Source organism: Pedobacter sp. FW305-3-2-15-E-R2A2 (assembly GCF_038446955.1).
GTDB lineage: Bacteria > Bacteroidota > Bacteroidia > Sphingobacteriales > Sphingobacteriaceae > Pedobacter.
The window spans coordinates 178,731-200,351 of sequence record NZ_CP151803.1; the positions used below are offsets into that span (position 1 = coordinate 178,731).

Genomic DNA, 21,621 nt, shown 5'->3' on the forward strand with positions numbered 1-21,621 from the left:
AACAAGAGTTAAACAAATAACGAAAGCTACGAAATTGTATATAGTGCGGGGTGGAGCAGTTGGTAGCTCGTCGGGCTCATAACCCGAAGGTCATCAGTTCGAGTCTGGTCCCCGCTACCAAAGAAGCCGTGATCTTAATAAGATTAAGGCGCTTCTAAAATGGCCCGTTCGTCTAGGGGTGAGGACGCCAGATTTTCATTCTGGAAACAGGGGTTCGATTCCCCTACGGGCTACAGTAATCATTAAGCAGAGGCTTAGTGAAGTTTTTAAAAGGTATAGTGCGGGGTGGAGCAGTTGGTAGCTCGTCGGGCTCATAACCCGAAGGTCATCAGTTCGAGTCTGGTCCCCGCTACCAAAGAAGCCGTGATCTTAATAAGATTAAGGCGCTTCTAAAATGGCCCGTTCGTCTAGGGGTGAGGACGCCAGATTTTCATTCTGGAAACAGGGGTTCGATTCCCCTACGGGCTACGATCCCGCTTTACGATAAGTAGAGCGGGATTTTTGCTTTTTATGACCTATTTTTAATTAGTGTCTAAAACACCCGACTTTGAATTTACATTGAACAATCCCAATAAATAACAAGTCACAGAAGATCCTATGATATTAGCGCTTGATTCTTATTATCCAGGCAATGCTTACACCGTTTGCCTTAGCTTTGAAAACTGGACTGATCAGGAACCAAAGGAAATTTTCACAGAAATCAGCGCATTAACCGAAGAATATGAACCAGGCTTTTTTTATAAAAGAGAGCTTCCTTGTATTTTGAGTATACTGAAGAAGATCGGTCTTGAAAATATTGAAGCAATTGTAATTGATGGTTTCGTCACCTTAGACGATGCCGGGAAATTGGGATTGGGTGGTCATTTATATGAAGCATTAGACAGAACGATTCCAATCGTTGGCGTTGCAAAAAATGATTTTATAAACTTAGTTCATGGTAAAAGACTGGTTTACCGTGGAACAAGTGCAAAACCGCTGTATATTACTGTTGCCGGAATGGAACTGGATGTCGCTGCGGGTCTTATTAAATTGATGCATGGAGATTTTAGAATTCCAACCTTATTGAAGCAATTGGATGTGTTGACAAAACAGCCCTTCTTTAGAGAATGAGCTTTTGCTTTTTCGTCAAAAGATCGAAGGGAAATTGGTTGCAAGACTAAGCACCTTTAAAATTAATTTTCAACTAAGTGCCTGTCCGCGTTGCTACTTTCGTTTGGTTGACTCATCTGACAAATTAGACAGGGCAGCGGAATTAATGTTGCAAAAGAACGTTTGTTATTCCTGGACTTTCAGTATTTCTTAATTATTTATGGAAGGAGCAAACTTTATGCATCTTTATGGTATTGTTAGATTGAATTATTAATCGATTGTACACTTCAAACCATAAATAATTATGAAAAAACCAGCGTTTTACTTTGCACTTCTTGCATTTCCTGTTCTTTTTAGTTGTAATCAGGGAGGGACAGAACAAACTTCGGCGAATGCTACAGACTCATTGATTAACGAACAATGTTTTGTTGCCGTTGACGGGGTTGATACGGCCAACTTTAATATAAAAACCCAAAGTAGCGGGAAAGTTTCCGGTGATTTGACCATTAATTTTAAGGAGAAAGGAAAGAATGATGGGAAGGTCGAGGGAAAATTCAAGGGGGACACTTTATTTGTTGATTACACCTTCAAGATCGGACTGGAAAATAAAACCATTTATAAGAACCCGTTGGCATTCTTAAAGAAAGATGGGAAGTTAATTCTTGGTGTGGGACAAATTCAAACTACTTTAGGCAGGTCTTTTTTTGTGAAAGGAAAACCAATTTCGTTTGAAAAAGGCAGGTTTACATTTGCTCCTGTCGACTGTAAAAAATAAGAACATTATCGGTTGAAGTTTTCATTCCCAAAGGTTGTGGGAATGAGAACTGGTTTTGGTAATCGTTTAATTATTAGTCTGTTGAGCTTTTTTTACAGCAGATAAAATGAACGATTTGAATGATTCCCGTAAATCATTGTTCATTTTGCACATAAACCCTATTTGTGCTTAACCAACCTGCTTTTTGTTGTTTCTTATCGAAAATCCATTGATTTCCAGCCCTCTTAGGGATTAACCTTAAAAACCACTTAATGAGTATCTTAGTTTTAGTGTTTGGCCACACCAGGCGAATCCTGAAAAGCCTTGAATAGAGTAGGGACCTTAAATAACAATATTCCTATTATGAAAAATTTAGAACTAACAAATCTTGGTGTTCAGGAGATGAGCAGAACTGAGATGAAAACAATTGATGGCGGTGGTTTATTAGGGGATTTCATTAGCGGTACGCTAACTGTCGTTGCCACAGCTGCGAGTGCTATTGTAGGTGATACCGTTACATATGCAAAAAAACAGATCGGCACGGTCTTAACTGCAATTTTTAGCTTGTAAGGATTCTGGAAAACAACCGTTATTCACAATAACGGTTGTTTTTCTTATGGAACAAACTATTGTTCTAAAGCACGTCTATGCTCGTGATCTCCTTATTTTTTAGGAAATCAAGTTTAATGCCTATTAAAAATAGAACGTAATAGTAGAAATGGAGTCTTGTTGAACCTTGTTTTTCGGGCGCTTGCTATTCTATTCAATAATTGGTGTCTTTTTAGGAAAACGTAAAAATACCTGCCTTATTTGGCTTGAAAAAATGAATAAATTGAACAAATAGGAATAAAACTACCTGTATGTAGGGCGAAACCATGTTTTTTGGTTTAAAGGACAGGCATTTTGAAGTTTTATTCAGAGAAAATGAACCTTTAGTAGAAATTCCTCTCCTTAATCTTTATGGATACTATCATTATATTCGTTTCAGCGTTTGGCCAACCTAGGCGTATCCTGAAAAGCCTTAAAAGAGTAAGGAATTTAAATTAAAAATCCCTAAATATGAAAAATCTAGAATTAAAAAACCTTGGTGTTCAGGAAATGAACGTTACTGAAATGACAAAAGTTGAAGGCGGTGGTTTATTAAACGATATCCTAACAGGTGTTATTGGTTCAGTTGTTGGAACTGTAAACGCTGTTGCTGCTGATGCTTCTGTTTTTTTAAACAAAACATTAACCAATGTTTTGAAATTTGTTTGGAGCCTATAAAAAAGTTATAAGTTACCGTTATTCTGAATTTCAGAATAACGGTGATTTTAAACACTAAAACATGCCTCTATCTCCCTATTCTGCAGAAACGATTTCTACCACTTCTATTGTCTACCGCTCACAAATCAACAAATCATCCCAACTCATTTATCAAGTTACCCTGTTGGTTGTATTGTTGACTTTTGCGGCACTTCCATTTATTAAGACGCCCATCACCATTAAAGGAAATGGCGTTTTACAATCTTCTCTTGAAAAAACGGAATTAAACATCCCTGTTAATGGCCGACTGGTTCAATATCGGCTGACCGATAATAAAAAAATAAAACAAGGAGATACCATACTCGTGATTGATGGTGGATTACCAAAGCAACAGAGTGTCCTGGTACAGGGCCGTGAAGGTCAGCTTAGTCAGTTCCTTCAGGATATCAATATGCTGTTGTCCTTCCAAACACTGGACAAAACCAATTCCCCAAACCTGCAAACCGGACAATACAATGCTTCATGGCAACAGTTTGTGCAGGAATTAGAAAATGCCGGAATTGCAAAAATGCAGGCAGCAAGCACTTTTGCACGTTACAGTAAGTTGTACGAAAATAAGGTACTTACAGAATCTGAGTACGAAAAATATAAGTTTGAACTGGAACAAGCGACCTCGACCTACCAGATGGTCCGGGCTAAATATAAAACACAATGGCAAACGGAAGCAAACGGCTTTCGTAATGAATTACGCCAGCTTTCCGGTCAGCAGGCAGAATTGACAGAACAGAAAAAGCAGTATGTATTGAGGGCAGCAACCAGTGGTTCTGTTCAAAACCTCAGTGGCGTACAAAAAGGAGCTTATGTTTTTGCAAATCAGAAGATCGGTGAAATATCACCAGATGCGAGCTTAACGGCATTCTGTTATATCAAACCATCTGATATCGGACTTATAAAAAAAGGCCAGGAGGTGCGTTTTCAGATCGATGCCTACAATTATAACCAATGGGGATCTGCAATGGGAGAGGTCATCGATATCTCCGATGATATCATTGTTTTAAATGGAAATCAACCTGTATTCAAAGTGAAATGTAGCTTGAATCAGGATCATCTGGTCCTAAAGAATGGTTATAAAGGTTATTTAAAGAAAGGAATGAATTTTACTGCCCGTTTCACAGTAACCAGCCGTAGTTTATATCAGTTGTTATATGATAAAGTTGACGATTGGGTCAATCCAAACGTTAGCGATAAGACCTAAAGCTATGAGCACTAAAGTAAAACAAAGAGACATTACAGATTGCGGTGCAGCTTGCCTGGCTTCCATTGCATCGCATTATAAACTGGATTTGCCTGTGGCAAAGATCAGACAATTTGCAGGTACGGATAAAAAAGGAACCAATGTTTTGGGAATGGTGGAAGCCGCTCAGAAATTAGGTTTTGAGGCCAAAGGCGTAAAAGGACCTTTTGAGAGTTTATTTAAAATACCAAAACCTGCAGTTGCACACCTCATTGTCAAAGACATCCTGCAGCATTATGTCGTGATCTATAAAGTGAATAGTAAGTTTATCGATGTGATGGACCCTATTGATGGTCAGATGCACCGGAGGACACATGAGGAGTTTAAAAAAGAATGGACCGGAGCTTTAGTGTTATTGTTACCTTCAGAAGAGTTCGAAACGGGAAATGAAAAGGTCTCTGTGTCCGGACGTTTCTGGAACTTAATAAGACCACATAAGCGCATTTTAATCCAGGCTTTATTTGGAGCAATCGTATATACGATTTTAGGCTTATCGACTTCCATCTTTGTTCAAAAGCTGGTAGACTTTGTATTGGTTGATGGCAACAGAAATCTGCTCAATCTGATGAGCATTGCGATGGTGGTCATCCTGGTTATCCAGCTGTTTGTTGGAATGACAAAAACGATCTTTACCCTGAAAACGGGGCAGATGATCGACGCTCAATTGATCTTAGGATATTATAAACACCTGCTCAGATTACCGCAGCAGTTTTTCGATACGATGCGTGTCGGAGAGATTATTTCCAGGATTAACGATGCCGTTAAGATCAGGGCTTTCCTGAATGATGTCAGCATTAACTTTCTGGTCAATATTTTCATTGTGGTGTTTTCATTTGCCATGATGTTTACCTATTACTGGAAGCTGGCTTTACTGATGCTGGCTGTAATTCCCCTGTATTTGCTGATTTATTTTGTAGCTGATAAGCTCAATAAAAAAGCACAACGCTTACTAATGGAAGATTCTGCCGAGCTGGAGTCTCAGCTTGTAGAAAGTCTCAATGCAGTAGGAACCATCAAACGTTTTGGCCTGGAATCTTTTGCCAATGAAAAGACCGAAGTTCGCTTTGTAAAGCTATTGAAGGATGGTTTTAAATCTAATATGAACTCTGTTTTTGCGGGAACATCCTCAGAACTCACTTCCCGTTTATTGACCATTGTCTTGCTATGGGTAGGGGCTGGGTATGTAATAGACAGCAAGATTACGCCTGGAGAGCTTTTGTCATTTTATACACTGATCGGTTATTTTACAGGACCCGTTTCTTCTCTGATAGGGATGAATAAAACAGTTCAGGATGCGGTAATTGCTGCGGACAGGTTATTCGAGATTATGGACCTGGAACGTGAAAACGACGAGAATCAGGTTGAACTCAGTCCTGATAAGATCGGAGACATCCATTTTGAAAATGTATCATTTCGTTATGGAACCAGAGTCTCTGTTTTTGACAATTTAAACCTGATCATTCCTAAAGGAAAGTTCACCGCTATAGTGGGGGAAAGTGGTTCTGGAAAATCGACCTTAATGTCGATCCTACAGAATATTTATCCAATTCAGGGAGGGAACGTGCGGATTGGAAAATATGATTTAAAATATATAAAAACAGCCACGCTCCGTCGTGCTGTTTCTGTAGTTCCCCAGCAAATTGATCTGTTTGCCGGTAATGTAATTGAGAATATCGCCATAGGAGATTATGAACCGGATATGCAAAAGATCATCGATATTTCTACTCAATTGGGCTTGATTGGTTTCATTGAATCCTTACCCAGAGGCTTTCAAACCTACCTGGGAGAAAATGGAACCACCTTATCTGGCGGACAAAGACAAAGAATCGCCATAGCAAGAGCCCTGTACCGCGATCCTGAAATTCTGATATTGGATGAAGCCACCTCTTCTCTCGACTCTGCTTCTGAAAAATATGTACAAAGGATGATCGATATCCTCAAATCAAAACAGAAGACGGTGATTGTTATTGCGCATCGTCTGAGTACGCTGAGCAATGCTGATAAAATCATTGTGCTCGATAAAGGTGTAGTGGTTGAACAGGGCAGTCATAAGGAATTGCGTTTTAGCCCGAATTCAGCCTATGCTAACCTTTGGAAGCTCCAACTGCCTGAAGAGATCTGATCTGCCTGTATAGGCCTTCCCAGACGTCTTATTTTCCTTTTCTAAAGTCTGAAGGTGTTTTGTTGATGATCTTTTTAAAAATCTTGTTGAAATAGGTCACATTATTAAATCCCGATTCAAAGCAGACCTGGGCAATGGTCTTATCCTGTTGTAAGAAAAGACAAGCTTTTTGAATGCGGTAGCGGTTCACGAATTCGGTAAAAGTAATGTGAGTCGTTTTCTTAAAATAATTGCAGAAAGAAGGAACAGAGATGTTGACCAGTCCGGCCACAGTTTCAATGTCAATCTCTTCGTGGTAATAATGTTCTACATAGGTAAAGATCTTTTGTAGCCGGGACCTGTGTTTGCTCACCAGATCGGCGATAATGGCCTTCTCATTTAAAATGTGATAATCTTCACTGCTCCCTAAAATATGGAGCACCTGCAGAAAGTTGATCTTCCTTTCAAAAGGCAGCATATCTTTCATATTGACCAATATTTCTTTTACCTTTTCCTTAATGCTGCCATTAAATTTAATGCCATACTTCGACCGCTCTACCAATGCCGCGATGTGTTGCATTTCAGGGAAATCCGAAATCCATTGCTGCATCACTTCGGGCTTGATCTGAATGACAATTTCTTCATGAGGATCCCTTGCATTCAAGCCAAATCCGGAATGTGGCACATTGGAGCCGATCAGCACCAGGTCTCCATCTTCATACATGCTGATATGGGAACCTACATGTCGGGTTCCACCACCGGAAATCACACAGACCAGCTCGTATTCCGGATGGTAGTGATATTCCCAAACAAACTCATGGATAGGTTGGTTCTGATATAAGAACCGCATCGATGAAGCCTCATCAGGTTTTACAATCTCAAAGTGAATTTTCATCCTTATTAAGGTAAGTTGATCAAATATAACAAATTAAATATTAATATAGTTCAATAAATAGTGAATAAAGGATAATTATTGCATTTATAAAAACTGGAATTTTATCATATCCAATGAGCTGCCTGCAGCTGGTCGGAATTACTAACCAAATCTATCTATCTTTTTAAAACGCGGTTTAATGGAATTCTTGAAAATTAAGGTCTCGGTATTCATCAACTATTTATTATTCGGCATTATGCTGAATAGTGTCGGTACGGTGATCCTGCAGGCACAACGATACTATGGAGTTTCGGCTTCTTCCGCCTCTGTTCTGGAAGCCTTCAAAGACATCACGATTGCGGTAGTTTCTTTTATTGTCGCTTCATTTATCACCAGGATAGGCTATAAAAAATCAATGCAGATTGGTCTTGCAGCCGTGGCGATAGCTTGTTTTATCGTTCCTTCCGTAAAGACCTTTATCGCAGTTAAATTGCTGTTTGCCATTACGGGAGCCAGTTTCGCCCTGATCAAGATTTCCGTATTTGGAACCATTGGCTTAATTACCAAAACTGAAAAGGCACACATCAGTTTGATGAGCTTTATTGAAAGCTTTTTTATGATTGGAATTTTATCCGGCTATTTCATCTTCAGTTATTTTATTGACGATGCAGACGCGGCCTCAGGGAGATGGTTTACAGTTTACTACCTGATTGGTACCTTCTATCTGCTGGCCCTGGTATTATTGAGCATTTCGCCACTTAATGAATCGGCGGCGAAGCCTGAACCAGGAATAAAATTTAAGCAATCCTATACTGATATGCTCAAATTATTGATGTTGCCATTGGTCGTTTCCTTTGTTGTATGTGCATTTCTGTATGTTTTAATTGAACAGAGCATCATGAGCTGGCTACCTACATTCAATAACAAAGTTCTGCATTTGCCATCCTCGATCAGTGTTCTCATGGCGGGTATTATGGCCAGTTCGACGGCCATAGGACGTTTCCTTGCCGGGGTTGTTTTGAAGAGAATCTCTTGGTATATCTGTCTTACTGTTTGTCTTTTCGCCGCTGCGGGACTGGTTCTTATTGCCATTCCTCTTGCTTCCGGCACGAGTCCGCATGAGATCCAGGTTTGGGCCGATGTTCCATTCGCTGCCTATATTTTTCCCCTGATCGGATTTTTTCTCGCACCTGTTTACCCTGCCATTAATTCTGTCATCCTGGGCGCATTGCCAAAAAATCAGCATGGAACGATGTCCGGACTAATCGTAGTTTTCTCTGCATTAGGTGGCTCTTTAGGATCTCTGATCACCGGCTATATCTTTCAACATTATGGAGGTCAGACGGCCTTTTACTTCTCACTGCTGCCGATCACTGTCCTCACTGTGGCCCTGTTCCTGTTTCAAAAAATGAAAACAAGGCACCTCATTCAACACACGTTAAGTTAATCCCTACCCATATTTATATGTCAAGTCACTTATTCTATATTGAAGATTTACAAGAATTGTTTTCTGATGTTCAGACGCAACGGATTTTTGCAGACCAGAAGGTTTTTCCCGACTGTCTGCCCAGATTTACTGCGCCTGAAATTTTAGAGAAATACCGTAGACAGCAACATGAACCAGCTTTTGATTTGCTGGAATTTGTAAAAGAAAATTTCATATTACCACCCAATGAAGAATTCGAGATCACAGTACAGGAAGAAAATCCGGTAATCCATATTCAAAATCTATGGGACAAACTCAGCAGAAGAACAGAAGCTGAATTTAGTTCCCTGATTCAACTTCCTCAGAAGTTTGTGGTACCAGGAGGACGTTTCAGAGAGTTTTTTTATTGGGATAGCTATTTTACCATGTTAGGACTGCAAGTGTCCCGCAGGATTGATCTGATTGAAAATATGGTGGATAATTTTGCTTACCTGATTGCAGAATTTGGCTTTATTCCAAATGGAAACAGGAGTTATTTCCTCAGTCGCTCCCAACCCCCCTTCTTTTCTTTGATGCTGGATTTGCTCGCAGAAGAAAAAGGCGAGGGTTGCTACCTGAAATACCTGCCCCAATTGAAAGCTGAATATGCTTTCTGGATGAATGGAAGCGAGCGTTTAAGTCCGGCTGAACCGGCTTATGAACACAGTGTGAGGTTGCCAGAAGGAGTTTTGTTAAACCGCTTCTGGGATAAAGAAAACACGCCACGTCCGGAGGGCTATTATGAGGATCTGGAAATCTTCAATCATTCGACTACAGAAAAAGCGGATCTATATCGGAATATCAGAGCCGCATGTGCGTCTGGCTGGGATTTTTCAGGCCGTTGGTTTGCCGATGGGCAGGACATCAGTACTATAAAAACAACAGATCTGATTCCCGTGGATCTCAATAGCCTGCTATGGCATTTGGAATCTACCCTTGCCAAATGTGCTGCTTTGGCAGGCAACGGTGAGGAGCAGGAATATTATCACAAAAAGGCAAATCAACGTGCTTCTGCGATCAGGAAGTATTTGTGGAATGAGGAGAAAGGAGGGTATTTTGATTATGATTTTAAACGTGGCCTGGCTTCCGAAGCCTGGTCCATGGCCATGGCTTTTCCTTTGTTCTTTGGTCTTGCCAGCGAAGCCGAAGCTGAAAAAGTGATGGGACACCTGCAAACTGTTTTTTTGAAAGAAGGCGGCTTGCTCACTACCCCAAATACAACAGGACAGCAATGGGATGCACCAAACGGATGGGCTCCTTTACAATGGATCGGCTATAAAGCCGCAGTCAATTATGGCGCAGTGCAACTTGCCGGAGATATCGCCGGAAACTGGATGGCAACGGTAGAAAGGGTCTTCAAAACTACAGGCAAAATGATGGAAAAATACAATGTTGTAGATAGCGCTCTTGCTGCGGGGGGAGGAGAATATCCCAATCAGAATGGCTTCGGATGGACCAACGGAGTCTACTTAAAAATGAAAATGAATGAATAAAAATTAATCATACAGTATAAACGAGCCTAAAACCTAACCATTTAAAAAACCAAATTATGAAAAGATATCTATTCTTTATTGCCGCCTGCTGCCTGTTGAGCAGTGCAGAAACAACTTATAGTAAAGTACCGGTAATACACCTGAAGGCCAGAGAAACAGTGACCGGTACCGTAGTAGATAAAAATGACCAGCCAATTGTCGGTGCAACAGTGGTCATCAAGGGAACTAAAACCGGCACCTCAACCGACCGGGACGGTAAGTTTGCCCTAAACCTGACTCCTGATGCCAAAGTTCTGATCGTTAGTGCCATCGGTTACAGGAGTATTGAACAATCGGTTTCTGCAGGCGGATCCCTAAAAATCACCCTGCTGGAGGATTTGATGGAGCTGAATGCCGTAGTGGTGACTGGTTCCGTAAATCCTTTAAAGAAAATTGAATCCAGTGTGGCCATTACCAGTTTTAATAGCAAAACCATCCAGCAGTTTGCCCCTTCGAGTGCTGCTGATTTATTAAAGCATGTGCCGGGTTTTGTGGTGGAAACTTCCGGTGGAGAAGTGGGGAATAACCTGTTCTCAAGAGGGATTCCTTCTGCAGGAGCCTATGAATATGTTCAGATTCAGGAAGATGGCATGCCTGTTTTTGAAGATGGTGCATTGCAATTTGCAAACGCCGATAACTGGCTGCGTGTTGATGAGACGATTTCTCGTATGGAGGCACTTAGAGGCGGTTCTGGTTCTGTTTTTGCCACCAATTCCCCCGGAGGAATTATCAATTTTATCACTAAAACAGGAAGCAATGATTTCTCGGGAACAGCAAAAATGACCACTGGAACTTCCGGGTTATTTCGGACTGACCTGAATGTCGGAGGAGCGCTGATACAAGATAAATTGTTCTTCAATGTAGGTGGGTTTTACAGGACTGAAAACGGCGTTCGTAACCCTGGTTTTAAAGGGAACGACGGCGGACAGGTAAAGATGAATCTGAAATACAACCTGGATAAGGGTTTTATCAAATTGTCTTACAAGAAACTTAATGACAGAAACTTATTCTTGCTGCCCATTCCATTAACCGATAGGAATAATCCCAAAGGGATTGAGGGATTTAATGCGAATACCGGAACATTGACGTCAAGAAATTTCAGTCAGCTGGATATTCCTCAATATGGTGGCGGTTCTTTTAAAAGAAACCTTGAAGATGGGGTTCATCCTATTGTGGATGCCGTAGGAGCTGAATTTAAAACAGATTTAGGTGGTGGTTTTACTTTAAGTAACAATACCAGATATACTAAAATCAATTTGGAATATACTGCCATTTTTCCTGGTGCTGAACCGCAAACTGCTGCTGATTTTGCTGCGGGATATCGTACTAACGGCGGAGCATTTCCAGTGTTAAGCCCTGAATATACCAATGTAAATACCGGTGCGGTAATTAACCCCGGACTGGTTGCAAAAGTTGGTTACTGGGCAATTGATAAACAAATGAAAAACTTTGCCAACAACCTGAGGTTTGATTATAAAAATGATAAAGTGGCTTTATCCCTTGGTTATTATTACTCGAACTGGACTTCTAACCAGCAATGGAACTGGAGTAACCTGTTGGTATCAGTTTCTGATAATCCTCAACTGTTAAACCTGGTGGATAAATCCGTTTCTGAAGGAGGAAGTAACCGGTCCAGAACCTATAACGGGGTAACTGATATTTCCTGGTTAACCAGGCAGACACAAACAAAAGGAAACCTGAATGCGGTTTTTGGAAATGCTGAAATAAAAGCAACAGATCAGTTGACCTTCGATATCGGTTTGCGTTTTGACATGGACCGTTATACCGGATACAAGAATAAGCCCAATGCTGTTTTACAAAATCTGGACAACAGTTCTTCCTCCAATAATAATTTCGCAGGTACTACCGCTGATAATTCAATAACGGTCTTATCCGGTGCTTATCAGTATTGGAAATATGATGTGAACCGTTTATCGGGAAGTGCGGCAGCAAACTATAAGTTTGCAGATGATATGGCAGCTTACGTACGCTATAGCAATGGTTTCCGTTCGCCGATTGAGGAAGCTTATTTTGAGAATATGGATAAGCTGGATCAATTAAAGCCAACCGTGATCAATCAGTTTGAGCTGGGCTATAAATATCAGGCGAAACAGTTTGCACTTTTTGCTAATGCTTTTTATATGGACCTTGCTGATCTGGCCTTTACAGATATCCTGTTAAACGGGCAATCGGAAAACAAATTCGCAAAAGCGCGTAACTATGGAATGGAGCTGGAAGGACAGTTTACTGCCGGAAATTTCAGTTTAACCATCAATGCAACCTTACAAGATCCAAAATTTACCGACTTTTCCGGAGAAGGAGTAAATAACAATGGAAACAGGGTACGTAGAATTCCTGGTTTTTATGGAACCATTCGCCCTGCTTATAATCTGACAAAGAACCTGGCCATCTACGCAGAAGTGAATCATTTTGGGAAGAAGTATTCAGACAATGAAAACTTAAGCCTCCTGCCTACTTTTGATGTACTGAACGCAGGGGTATCCCTGAAAGTTAAGCGGATGCGGTTTGCATTGGATGCTTCAAACTTAACCAATACGATTGGTCTTACAGAAGGAAATCCAAGGGTAACTACGGCTCCAGGTACGATCTACTATGCCAGACCTATTCTGGGCAGATTTGCTAAACTCTCTGCGGCATTTGACTTCTAAAAAAATAATGATTTAAAGATCCGGCCGCCTGGATGATTTTTTCCGGGCGGCCTTTTTTACTTTTGAATCTTGTCGATTCTCATGATGAAATCTGTATCTCCGGCAAGTTGAAGTCCTTTTTCTAAGGCTCCTGTTTTTATATGATAAAGCCAGACATAATTGCCTTCTTTGGTAGAATTCACCGCGATGTAAGCCGTATTTCCGGAAACGATCACACAGGCCCTTCTCGTTCCCTTATCTAATGGAAGTTCCAGTTTCTTTAATACCTTTCCTAAAGAGAGGTCGATCAGATAGAATTCAAAATGAGCAGTGCTGTAATGGTCACTCAGCCCTTTAAATAAATCTTTCCGCTCTGTTCTGATGATGGCCTGATTACCTCCGAGATACCATATTCCGTAAGCATGGTTGTTGATAACAGAGCCGGAGATGTTGAAAAAGTAGTTTTTGTCCAAAGCATCTGCTCCTGCATTGATCCGGAATATTCCGGTAGGAAGGTCAGCACGGTTTCCCAGTGCAATCCCCGGACAGGTCATAAAATAATAATTGCCTTTTTCATCATTGAAAGAATAAGGTTGCACCAGGTTGGTTCCGCCGGGGTAGGTAGAGCGCACATCTTTATCGATCCTGATCTTAGTCATCTGAGGATAATTAAATAAGGCGAGATAGGTGGTGTCACTGGTGGTATAATCGTAAGAGCTCAATTTTTGGTGATAAGTATAGCCCAGAAACAGTTGCTTATTTCTCAGTTCTACAAATCCGGTTGAGATGGAAGTATATTTCCCAAAAGGCCGGGGAACAGCGAGATCACCAATGGTAAGGACCTTCATGTCGTCTGTTTGTATGATCGCATATTTCACCTGGCTATAGTCGGTCGTGTTTAGGCCGGTTAGCAGGAGTGTGTCCTTATTTAACCAATAATAGTTGTCGACTGAAAAGTTTTCTAACGGCGCGGAAGCTACCTCTGTTATGGTCTGTTCTGCTTCTTTGTATTTTATAAAAGAATCTTTTTTTCTGTTCAACAGGTAGTAAAACCTGTCCCGTACCACAAGTTCACGATCGATCTCTTTTTCATCGAGTTTTGCACCAGTCTTTTCAGGATACAATATGCCACTATCTAAAGTATTGGTCTCCATAATATATTCTTTCCCGTCTTTCCCTAAAATATAAATGCTGTATTTTTTTTCTGATGCAGCACTGACATTACCTGGTTGCTCCCGGCAGAAAGTCAGGCAACAAAAAAGGATAATTAAGCTAAAGAAAAGGACAGCATTTTTTGCTGATTTGGTCATAGTTCCTGGGATGATGTTGTTTGCAGTGCCGGAGGAAGATCCATTATTGATTTTCATCACTGATTTTTGCTATACAAACTTAGAAAAAAAAAGATGACGTTTTCAATGCCCTTGAGAAATCAGCTGACATAACCGTTGAGTTTGACCCAAATTAAACGGGAATAGAGCGTTACCTAATGATGAATCACCTGTTTCAGGTCTACATTTTGACTGCTCTTCTGCAGGATAACCTGATTTTGATTTTTTGATTTCCGTATTTTGAGGTCTTTGAAACGGACGTCTTTTACATCTTCCAGAACTATGGCAGGTCTATCATCGGTCTTCTCATAATTGAAACTGCTTTTTTCCACCTTTAATCCCGTCGCATGACGTGCCCAAAGACCATAAGCAGGAAGTGTTTTCAGGTTAGACACATTGTATTGCCCAAGCCCCAGCTCCGGCGGAACCTGGCTTGCATCTTCAACCGGATTTCCTCCTTTGTCGATGATATGGATGTCCTTAAATACGACATCCTGAACATAGCCTGTATGTAAGCCATTTGGCAGGCGGAAGTCTAATCCCCCTTCAACAGCAGCGGAATCCGGGAGCCGATATCCTGCGATAATTGAGGCCGATCGTTTTTGTGTACCATCATAAACTTTCCAACGGCTTCCGCTATAGGAGCTGCCACTATAGATCTCAGTAATATCTATGCCCTGTAGCATAACCTTTTCAACCCGGCCTATGTTTATATTTTTAACCAATAACTCTGTTCTTATTTTTCCGTTTTCCAGAAAAGCATATTTTCCTACTTCAGCACCTGAAATTCTTCCACGGTTAGAGATGGAAATGAAGAAGGGGGCAGTAGTTCGGAACATCTTTGAGCGGGAGTGGATCCTTCCGGTATGCCCACAATTGAGGTGAATGTCTTTGATCAGTGCCCCGTCATTGGTTGATATAGAAAAACCTGCTTTATTTGCGCCAAGGATATAGATATTATCTATACAAACTTTACTGATGTCGTCGGCAGTTTCTGAACCGATCTGAAAGAGGTTGCAATTGGTGTCGCCGATGATGTTTCGCACCTTATAATTTGCTGCGGGTCTGGTAAAACCAAGCGAACAATCTGAGCCTAATTTTATGATGTCATCAGAACTTACCTTTGAGTAAATATTGGTGGCAGTCACCTCATTACAACCCATGAAATCGTAGATGTCTCTGGCATTGGAAACCTGATTTTTTGCAAAATATGTATCGTGAACATTGATGGAGTCCGTTCCGGTTGCCAACAGGGCGAAATGCCCTGCACGTTCAATCTTCAGCATGTTGGAAGTATCAAATTGCCTGGTCCCGGATTTTCCAAGATAATAAGGTTCATCTTTTTCCGGATCGTACCATAGGTCTTCAGGCGTATCGATACCGCCGATTTCCAGGTTACTACACAATTTAAAAGAAAACATCTTGTCTCCACGATGGTCAGGCGGATTGTTCATCACCTTATCTCCAGTTACCAGGTTGCCATCTCCTGTAATGAGCCCCCTTCCTATGATTTTTACATTGTCTAGCCGTTCGCCAAAAAACATGGCATTTCTAAAATAATGATGACCAACATCTTGCTTAGTCAGGTAATTTTCAGGATCCTCATAGGGACCGGTATCTGTAGGAGAAAGTCCGGATCTGTATTTTTTATCGCTAAACCAGGTACTTTCCGGAGCGTCAGTTCCTTTAATGGCCTTGATGACCGCATCTTTATCGACATACAAATAAACATTGCTCTTTAGATGAACAGTCCTTACCCGATAAGTTCCTTTACTAAAAAGAAGCGTTCCTCCACCATTTTCGGCCAATGAATCTATAGCCCTGTTGATCTGGTCGGTATGATCCTGCTGTTCATCAGCCACAATACCATATTCCCTGACGTCAGTTTTTCCGGCATAAAATCTAACTTCGTTTGAAAACAAAGCTCCTTGCCCGCTGCCGCTTCGAAGTTTAAAACGATATTGTTGGTTTGGTATTAATCCGGAAATATGAGCAGTACTGTTTTTAATGTTGACCAGGGCAGGACTTAACTTCCAGGTTTTTCCCAGATCTATTGATTGTAAGATCTGTGTTTTGCCGGTCTCAGGATTAGCACTCCATTTGAAATTAACCTGAGTATAGGTTTTCGGCTGTTCCTTAAAATGTAAATTGTGAAGTGGGATCCGCTGAAAATCAGAAATGAAAGCAACTGCATGGAGTACTGCGATTTCAGTTCCCGTTCCGGGGCTTTGCAATACCTTTGGCTTTGAGGTGCGGTACCTGGCTTTAAAAAAATACGTACCCGCTTTGCCTAGGTTCACATTTCTAATGGTGATTTTAAGGTCAGGACCATTTGCCGGACGCAGGTCCAGATGATTAAATGTAATGGTTTGTCCGTTTACAGGACTACCCTCAAGCACAACATTTCCTACCCTGGAATAGGAATAATTTGTCCCTGTTTTGCCGATAGACTGGCTGCTAAGATCCTTTAACATCACCTCTCCGCGGCCAATAACGTTAACAGTTGTGTTTTCCATCGTCAGCCTGATTCCTGGTGGAACGGTAATACTGACTGTTACGTCCGGACTTCGCTGTCCGGCAGTAAAATAAAGACTGAGCTCCTGCGGAGTATGAACGGTCATCTTTTCTGTTCCCAGCCGCAGTTTGCCCGCGATGGCTAGCTCCCTTAGTAAAATATAATATGTCCGTCTGGATTTTCCATCTTCGGAAATGACTGTTAGCCGATCTCCGCTGAGTAAGGACCCTTCTTCTTTTTTTACACCGTTACCATCACTGAGCTCATATTTCTGGGCAGTACCATCTGAAGACCTGATTTGTGCGAATAAGCCTTTTGTTCCAATATTGGTAGAAACCAGTCCCTGATCCTCAGGGGTATCCACTGTAAATGAATAAGTGCTGCCGCTAATCACGATGATGGTGTCTTTGTAAATCCCTGCAATATGGCTTGCATTTTTTGCCGGCAGTATCGCTATTCCACTTTGCCTGGGCAGATGAATCTGCGCATTTGTTTGCGTAAAAAAACAAGAGAAGAGAGCGATCAGCAGAAAGGGAAACCTATTCATTGTGTGGATGGAGTAATATTCAGTTAAAAATCGATAATAAGTACTAAACTTTCTTAACTAAGTAGTCAGTTATTCTGGCAATAAAGGGCATTGTTATCCCTTCGGAAAAATAATTGAAAATAAATTCTATTAAATTAGTAGACTTTATTATATTTGCTCTCAGTAAGCTTAAAGAATATAATTCTCAGCCCGCCCGGGCTGATGCTTAAAAAAAATTAGATGTTTGGTTAGATCTAAGTTTTGTTTGGTTAAAAGCCAGGTTGGATGACCTGGCTTTTTCATATAAAAGCTTAAATTACGTCACACAAATAAATAAACCTGTAAATGACCAAAAAACTATTAAAACCCAACAACTTTTCTATGCATGAAGACTGGACTGTGGTCCTGCTCGGCGCAATGGTAATCTTTATTTCTATTTTATTTTTCCAGGTTCCCGTTCCTGTTTTTAAATGGGACAGTTCTACTATCTTATTCGATAAAGTACTGCAGTTTGATAACCTGAGGGCGATACTCGTTCAGTTCTTATTTATCCTGTCGATTGGGACTTTAGGAACTTTGATCATGGGGAAATCAGTCAAAAACTTTGTCCTTGGCTTTCCGGCGGTCTATGTACTTACCATTATTGCGTTAGTGATTGCCGGCAGTTCCACGATGCGGTCCTTCAATCTGGAGGCCGTGATTTTTAGTCTGATCATTGGCCTTGCAATCGGCAACTTTTTCAAATTGCCGGATTGGTTCCGTACGGCACTTTCTACAGAACTTTTCGTAAAGATCGGATTGGTCTTATTGGGAACAACAGTGATCTTCGCGGATATTCTGAAAGCCGGTTCTCTTGGCTTGATCCAGGCATTGGTAGTCGTGCTTTCGGTTTGGTATTTCGCTTTTTGGTTGTGTAAAAAACTTAAAGTGGATGATGAACTGACCATGATGATCTCCAGTGCCGTTTCTATTTGCGGTGTTTCGGCGGCAATCGCTACTTCTGGAGCGATCAAAGGGGATTCAAAAAAGCTTTCCTATGTCATCTCTATGGTCTTGATCACCGCAATTCCTATGATGATCTTTATGCCTTATATCGCCAATTATTTCTCTTTCCCACAAGCAGTAACCGGAGCCTGGCTTGGTGGAAGTATTGATACCAGCGGAGCAGTAGTGGCCTCAGGATCTATGGTAGGAGACGAAGCATTAAAAATTAGTACCATTGTTAAATTTTCACAGAATGTATTACTGGGGATTGCTGCTTTTGTCATCAGTATTTATTGGTCCTATACCAACCATACCGACGAAAGTGGGCAAAGGGTAAAACCTACTTTGGGCGTCATTTGGGAACGCTTTCCCAAATTTGTATTGGGCTTTATCGGAGCCTCATTGCTGTTTTCTTTCTTCCTTTCAAAAGGGACGGTATCCGATGTGAAAGATGGTTTGAAAAATTTACAGGGTGCCTGGTTCGCACTGGCATTTACCAGCATCGGACTGGAAACTAACTTTAAGGATCTTTTTAAGAACAATAGTAAAAAGCCGCTTTACGCATTTCTGACCGCACAGCTTTTTAATGTGATCATTACCTTAATTATCGCCTTCTTTTTATTCGGATAATTCGTTCTTTTATTTAAAAAAGCAGATCATGGCAGGTTCCTTGCTGTTCTATTTGTATTGTCAATAATTGTGATTTAAAAAATGAGTAGTACCCCCAAAAAGAGTTTATTTAAGGCCATTAAAGGAAAGATCATCATCGCATTGCTATTGGCGTGTTTTGCCTTGCTGATGGCCTGGGGGGTGAGTAAGGTCGCTTTTAATGAAATGTTAAATACCGTTGAAAACATTTCTGCCCCAAGTGAACGCCTGAGGATGGTGAACCTGATTTCTCTTAAAATCAGCCGTTTGGATCAGATGCAAAAAAGGCAGGCTTCGAATGATTCGAAAAATTACGGCAAGCTGTTTAAAGAATCCAGTCAGTTGCGACTGGTATTGGATTCTTTGCTGATGTTATATCCCCGGGATACGGTACAGCTTCACCGCATTGTGAGCATTCAAAAGCTTTTAAGGGAACGAGATAACCAGTTTGTCAATTATTTGAAGGTCAGAGAAGGCCTGGTGAACAATAAGTCATTCTCCAGACAGGTGCAAAATCTGAGCGATATGGTGAATAAAAGTGGTAATGACAGTACAATTCTGGCTTCACAGCAGCAAAGTTCCACGACCACCATTTACTCAACCGAGGATAAAAACAGAAGTTTTTTCGGTCGGCTTTTTGGAAAGAAGAAGGAAAACAGTGAGGACAATAAGTCTTATAAAATCATCAACGAACAGCATGTAAAAGTAGATACCATTGCACTTTCAAATGAAGATAAAATCTCCAGAAGTCTGGAAGAATCCCTCAGAACCATTGAAAAAGAGCAAAGGATGAAAAGTGCGAGGTTCCTGAATAAGGAGGCCGAACTGGCCAATGCAAACAACAGGTTAATCAACCAGATGCTCGATATTCTCAGAAAAGTAGAGAGTGAAGTTGTGACACAGATAGAGCTCAATGGCATTCAGGCCAAACATGTGGTCAATACCGGAATCAATACCATCAGTATCATTATGCTTGTGTTTTTCCTGCTGATGTTACTTTTGCTTTATTTCATCCTGACCGACATCACGCGAAGCAACCGGTATAAAAATGAACTGGAGCTGGCCAGAGATGAAGCCGAATATCATGGACAGGCGAAGCAACGCTTCCTTTCTAACATGAGCCACGAGATCCGGACACCCCTGCAATCCATTATCGGGTATGCAGAAGTGATCCGGCAGCAGGAGCAGCCGAAACCGAAAGATATTGATGCCATTTATCACTCTTCCGAGCATTTGTTGCAGATCGTAAATGAGGTGCTGGACTATAACCGGATCATTTCCGGCAAGTTTACTTTCGCAGATAAGCCTTTTGATTTTGTTAAACTTTTAGAGGAAGTTGTTTCTGTCATGCGGCCACAGGCAGAACGGAAATCGCTTGGACTGATAACCGAAGTGACGCTGCATGAAACAAAATACATTACCGGAGATCCTTTCCGGCTAAAACAAATCCTTTACAATTTATTGGGGAATGCCATCAAATTTACAAATGAAGGGGAGGTGGTCCTTTCGGTATTCTATAAAAGACAGGCGGAGCACCTCCATTTCACCTTTATGGTAAAGGATACGGGGATAGGCCTTTCTGAGGCAGCAACAGCGGTGATATTTAATGAATTTGAGCAGGTGAATGCGCCGGATAATGAAGTCTTAAACCAGGCGGGTACAGGTCTGGGTTTAACGATCATCAAGTCGCTGGTTGAAAACCAGGGAGGTCGGATTTATGTAAAAAGCAAACAGGGAGAAGGAAGCGTTTTCACGGTATACCTGACTTTTAAAGTCGCAGCAGAACCGATCACAGAAACATTGCTAAATGCAAATGAACAGGTGTCCTGGAAGCCTTTCAAGGTATGGGTGGTAGATGATGATCCCCTGATCCTTGACCTCTGCGGCATCATCTTTCAAAGGAATGGAATTACCTATAAAAGCTTTCATTCTCCATCCGAATTGCTGAAAGAAGAAGAAGGAACAGATTTGAAATATATCCTGGTGGATATGCGGATGCCTGAAATGAATGGAATTGCACTTTGCAAACTCCTCAGGGAACGAATGGGCTCCACGGTTAAGATCTTTGCCATCACGGCACAAGTGCTCCCTGATGAACGAGAATTTCTCTTAAACAATGGCTTTGACGGATTGGTGATGAAACCCTTCAGGGAGAATGAACTGCTGGCCGTATTCTCGGAAGAAATTAACCTTTCCATGGGCACCGGAAGCCAACAGATAAAAGCCTTAGACCAGCAGAAAGAAGAAGAAGAAATTCGCGAAGAGGAAATAGGGGCGGAAAAGATCGCGCTCGATCTTGGACCGCTACGGAAGATGACTTTCGATGATGAGGAACAATTGAAAAAGATCCTGGACCGCTTTGTTGTGGATTCGGAAAACGATATTCAGGAAACTCAGGAAGCCCTGGAAAAGAAAGACGGGGAAACATTGCGTCTGGTTACTCACCGTCTTGCGGGGCGGATTGCCCAGATTGGTTCCCGGAAACTGGCTACTGAGTTCCGGGAGATGGAAATCACTTTATCTGAGCATCCGGTTCCTGACAAAGCAACCAGAGCCGATATACAGGCCTTATCAGCACAATTAAAGCTGCTGATCGGCCAGATAAAAGAAGTTTAGTT

At 41.3% G+C, this 21,621-nt stretch carries 14 protein-coding genes and 4 tRNA genes; 15 read left to right on the forward strand and 3 right to left on the reverse strand.

The genetic code is table 11. The annotated features are described in order from the left end of the window. The first annotated feature begins 44 nt into the window (after positions 1-44). From AAFF35_RS00680 to AAFF35_RS00725, 10 genes are all read left to right on the forward strand, one after another. A tRNA-Met gene (locus AAFF35_RS00680) sits at positions 45-120 on the forward strand. 41 nt (positions 121-161) lie between these two features. Next, positions 162-233 (forward strand) — tRNA-Glu (locus AAFF35_RS00685). Between the two features lie 46 nt (positions 234-279). After that, positions 280-355, forward strand: a tRNA-Met gene (locus AAFF35_RS00690). Between the two features lie 41 nt (positions 356-396). Further along, positions 397-468 (forward strand) — tRNA-Glu (locus AAFF35_RS00695). 129 nt (positions 469-597) lie between these two features. Then, complete coding sequence (locus tag AAFF35_RS00700) at positions 598-1,110, forward strand: endonuclease V (protein WP_342330420.1); 513 nt, start codon at positions 598-600, stop codon at positions 1,108-1,110. A 283-nt stretch (positions 1,111-1,393) separates the two neighbouring features. Beyond that, positions 1,394-1,864: a hypothetical protein gene (locus tag AAFF35_RS00705; RefSeq protein ID WP_342330421.1), complete on the forward strand. Its 471-nt coding sequence runs from the start codon at positions 1,394-1,396 to the stop codon at positions 1,862-1,864. 342 nt (positions 1,865-2,206) lie between these two features. After that, positions 2,207-2,413 (forward strand): hypothetical protein, encoded by a 207-nt coding sequence (locus AAFF35_RS00710; RefSeq protein ID WP_342330422.1) that lies wholly within the window; start codon positions 2,207-2,209, stop codon positions 2,411-2,413. A gap of 489 nt (positions 2,414-2,902) precedes the next feature. Beyond that, on the forward strand, positions 2,903-3,109 hold the full coding sequence (locus tag AAFF35_RS00715) for a hypothetical protein (RefSeq protein ID WP_124585326.1): 207 nt from the start codon (positions 2,903-2,905) through the stop codon (positions 3,107-3,109). A 61-nt stretch (positions 3,110-3,170) separates the two neighbouring features. Next, a complete protein-coding gene (locus AAFF35_RS00720) occupies positions 3,171-4,343 on the forward strand; it encodes an HlyD family efflux transporter periplasmic adaptor subunit (RefSeq protein ID WP_342330423.1) in 1,173 nt (390 codons plus the stop codon). 4 nt (positions 4,344-4,347) lie between these two features. Further along, complete coding sequence (locus AAFF35_RS00725; RefSeq protein ID WP_342330424.1) at positions 4,348-6,504, forward strand: peptidase domain-containing ABC transporter; 2,157 nt, start codon at positions 4,348-4,350, stop codon at positions 6,502-6,504. A gap of 28 nt (positions 6,505-6,532) precedes the next feature. Here the strand turns inward: AAFF35_RS00725 and AAFF35_RS00730 are convergent, their stop codons facing one another. Beyond that, complete coding sequence (locus tag AAFF35_RS00730; protein WP_342330425.1) at positions 6,533-7,378, reverse strand: AraC family transcriptional regulator; 846 nt, start codon at positions 7,376-7,378, stop codon at positions 6,533-6,535. A 178-nt stretch (positions 7,379-7,556) separates the two neighbouring features. On the opposite strand from AAFF35_RS00730, the gene AAFF35_RS00735 reads away from it, so the two are divergent. Genes AAFF35_RS00735 through AAFF35_RS00745 form a run of 3 tightly spaced genes read left to right on the forward strand, consistent with a single transcriptional unit; the run spans position 7,557 to position 13,023 of the window. Further along, a complete protein-coding gene (locus AAFF35_RS00735; RefSeq protein ID WP_342330426.1) occupies positions 7,557-8,804 on the forward strand; it encodes an MFS transporter in 1,248 nt (415 codons plus the stop codon). Between the two features lie 17 nt (positions 8,805-8,821). Further along, entirely contained in the window at positions 8,822-10,315 is a 1,494-nt protein-coding gene (gene treF, locus AAFF35_RS00740) for an alpha,alpha-trehalase TreF (RefSeq protein WP_342330427.1), read from the forward strand. Positions 10,316-10,371: 56 nt separating this feature from the next. Continuing rightward, entirely contained in the window at positions 10,372-13,023 is a 2,652-nt protein-coding gene (locus tag AAFF35_RS00745) for a TonB-dependent receptor (RefSeq protein ID WP_342330428.1), read from the forward strand. A gap of 56 nt (positions 13,024-13,079) precedes the next feature. Here AAFF35_RS00745 and AAFF35_RS00750 read toward each other — a convergent pair whose 3' ends face one another. Together AAFF35_RS00750 and AAFF35_RS00755 are read right to left on the reverse strand one after the other, a co-directional pair. Continuing rightward, the gene (locus AAFF35_RS00750; RefSeq protein ID WP_342330429.1) at positions 13,080-14,369 is read right to left on the reverse strand and encodes a DUF4374 domain-containing protein; all 1,290 of its coding nucleotides are present in this window, start codon (positions 14,367-14,369) and stop codon (positions 13,080-13,082) included. A gap of 116 nt (positions 14,370-14,485) precedes the next feature. Next, a complete protein-coding gene (locus AAFF35_RS00755; RefSeq protein WP_342330430.1) occupies positions 14,486-17,392 on the reverse strand; it encodes a glycosyl hydrolase family 28-related protein in 2,907 nt (968 codons plus the stop codon). Positions 17,393-17,716: 324 nt separating this feature from the next. Between AAFF35_RS00755 and AAFF35_RS00760 the strand changes: the two genes are divergently transcribed. Next, entirely contained in the window at positions 17,717-18,985 is a 1,269-nt protein-coding gene (locus tag AAFF35_RS00760; RefSeq protein WP_342330431.1) for a putative sulfate exporter family transporter, read from the forward strand. An 81-nt stretch (positions 18,986-19,066) separates the two neighbouring features. Then, on the forward strand, positions 19,067-21,619 hold the full coding sequence (locus AAFF35_RS00765) for an ATP-binding protein (protein WP_342330432.1): 2,553 nt from the start codon (positions 19,067-19,069) through the stop codon (positions 21,617-21,619). The last annotated feature ends 2 nt before the right edge of the window (positions 21,620-21,621 follow it).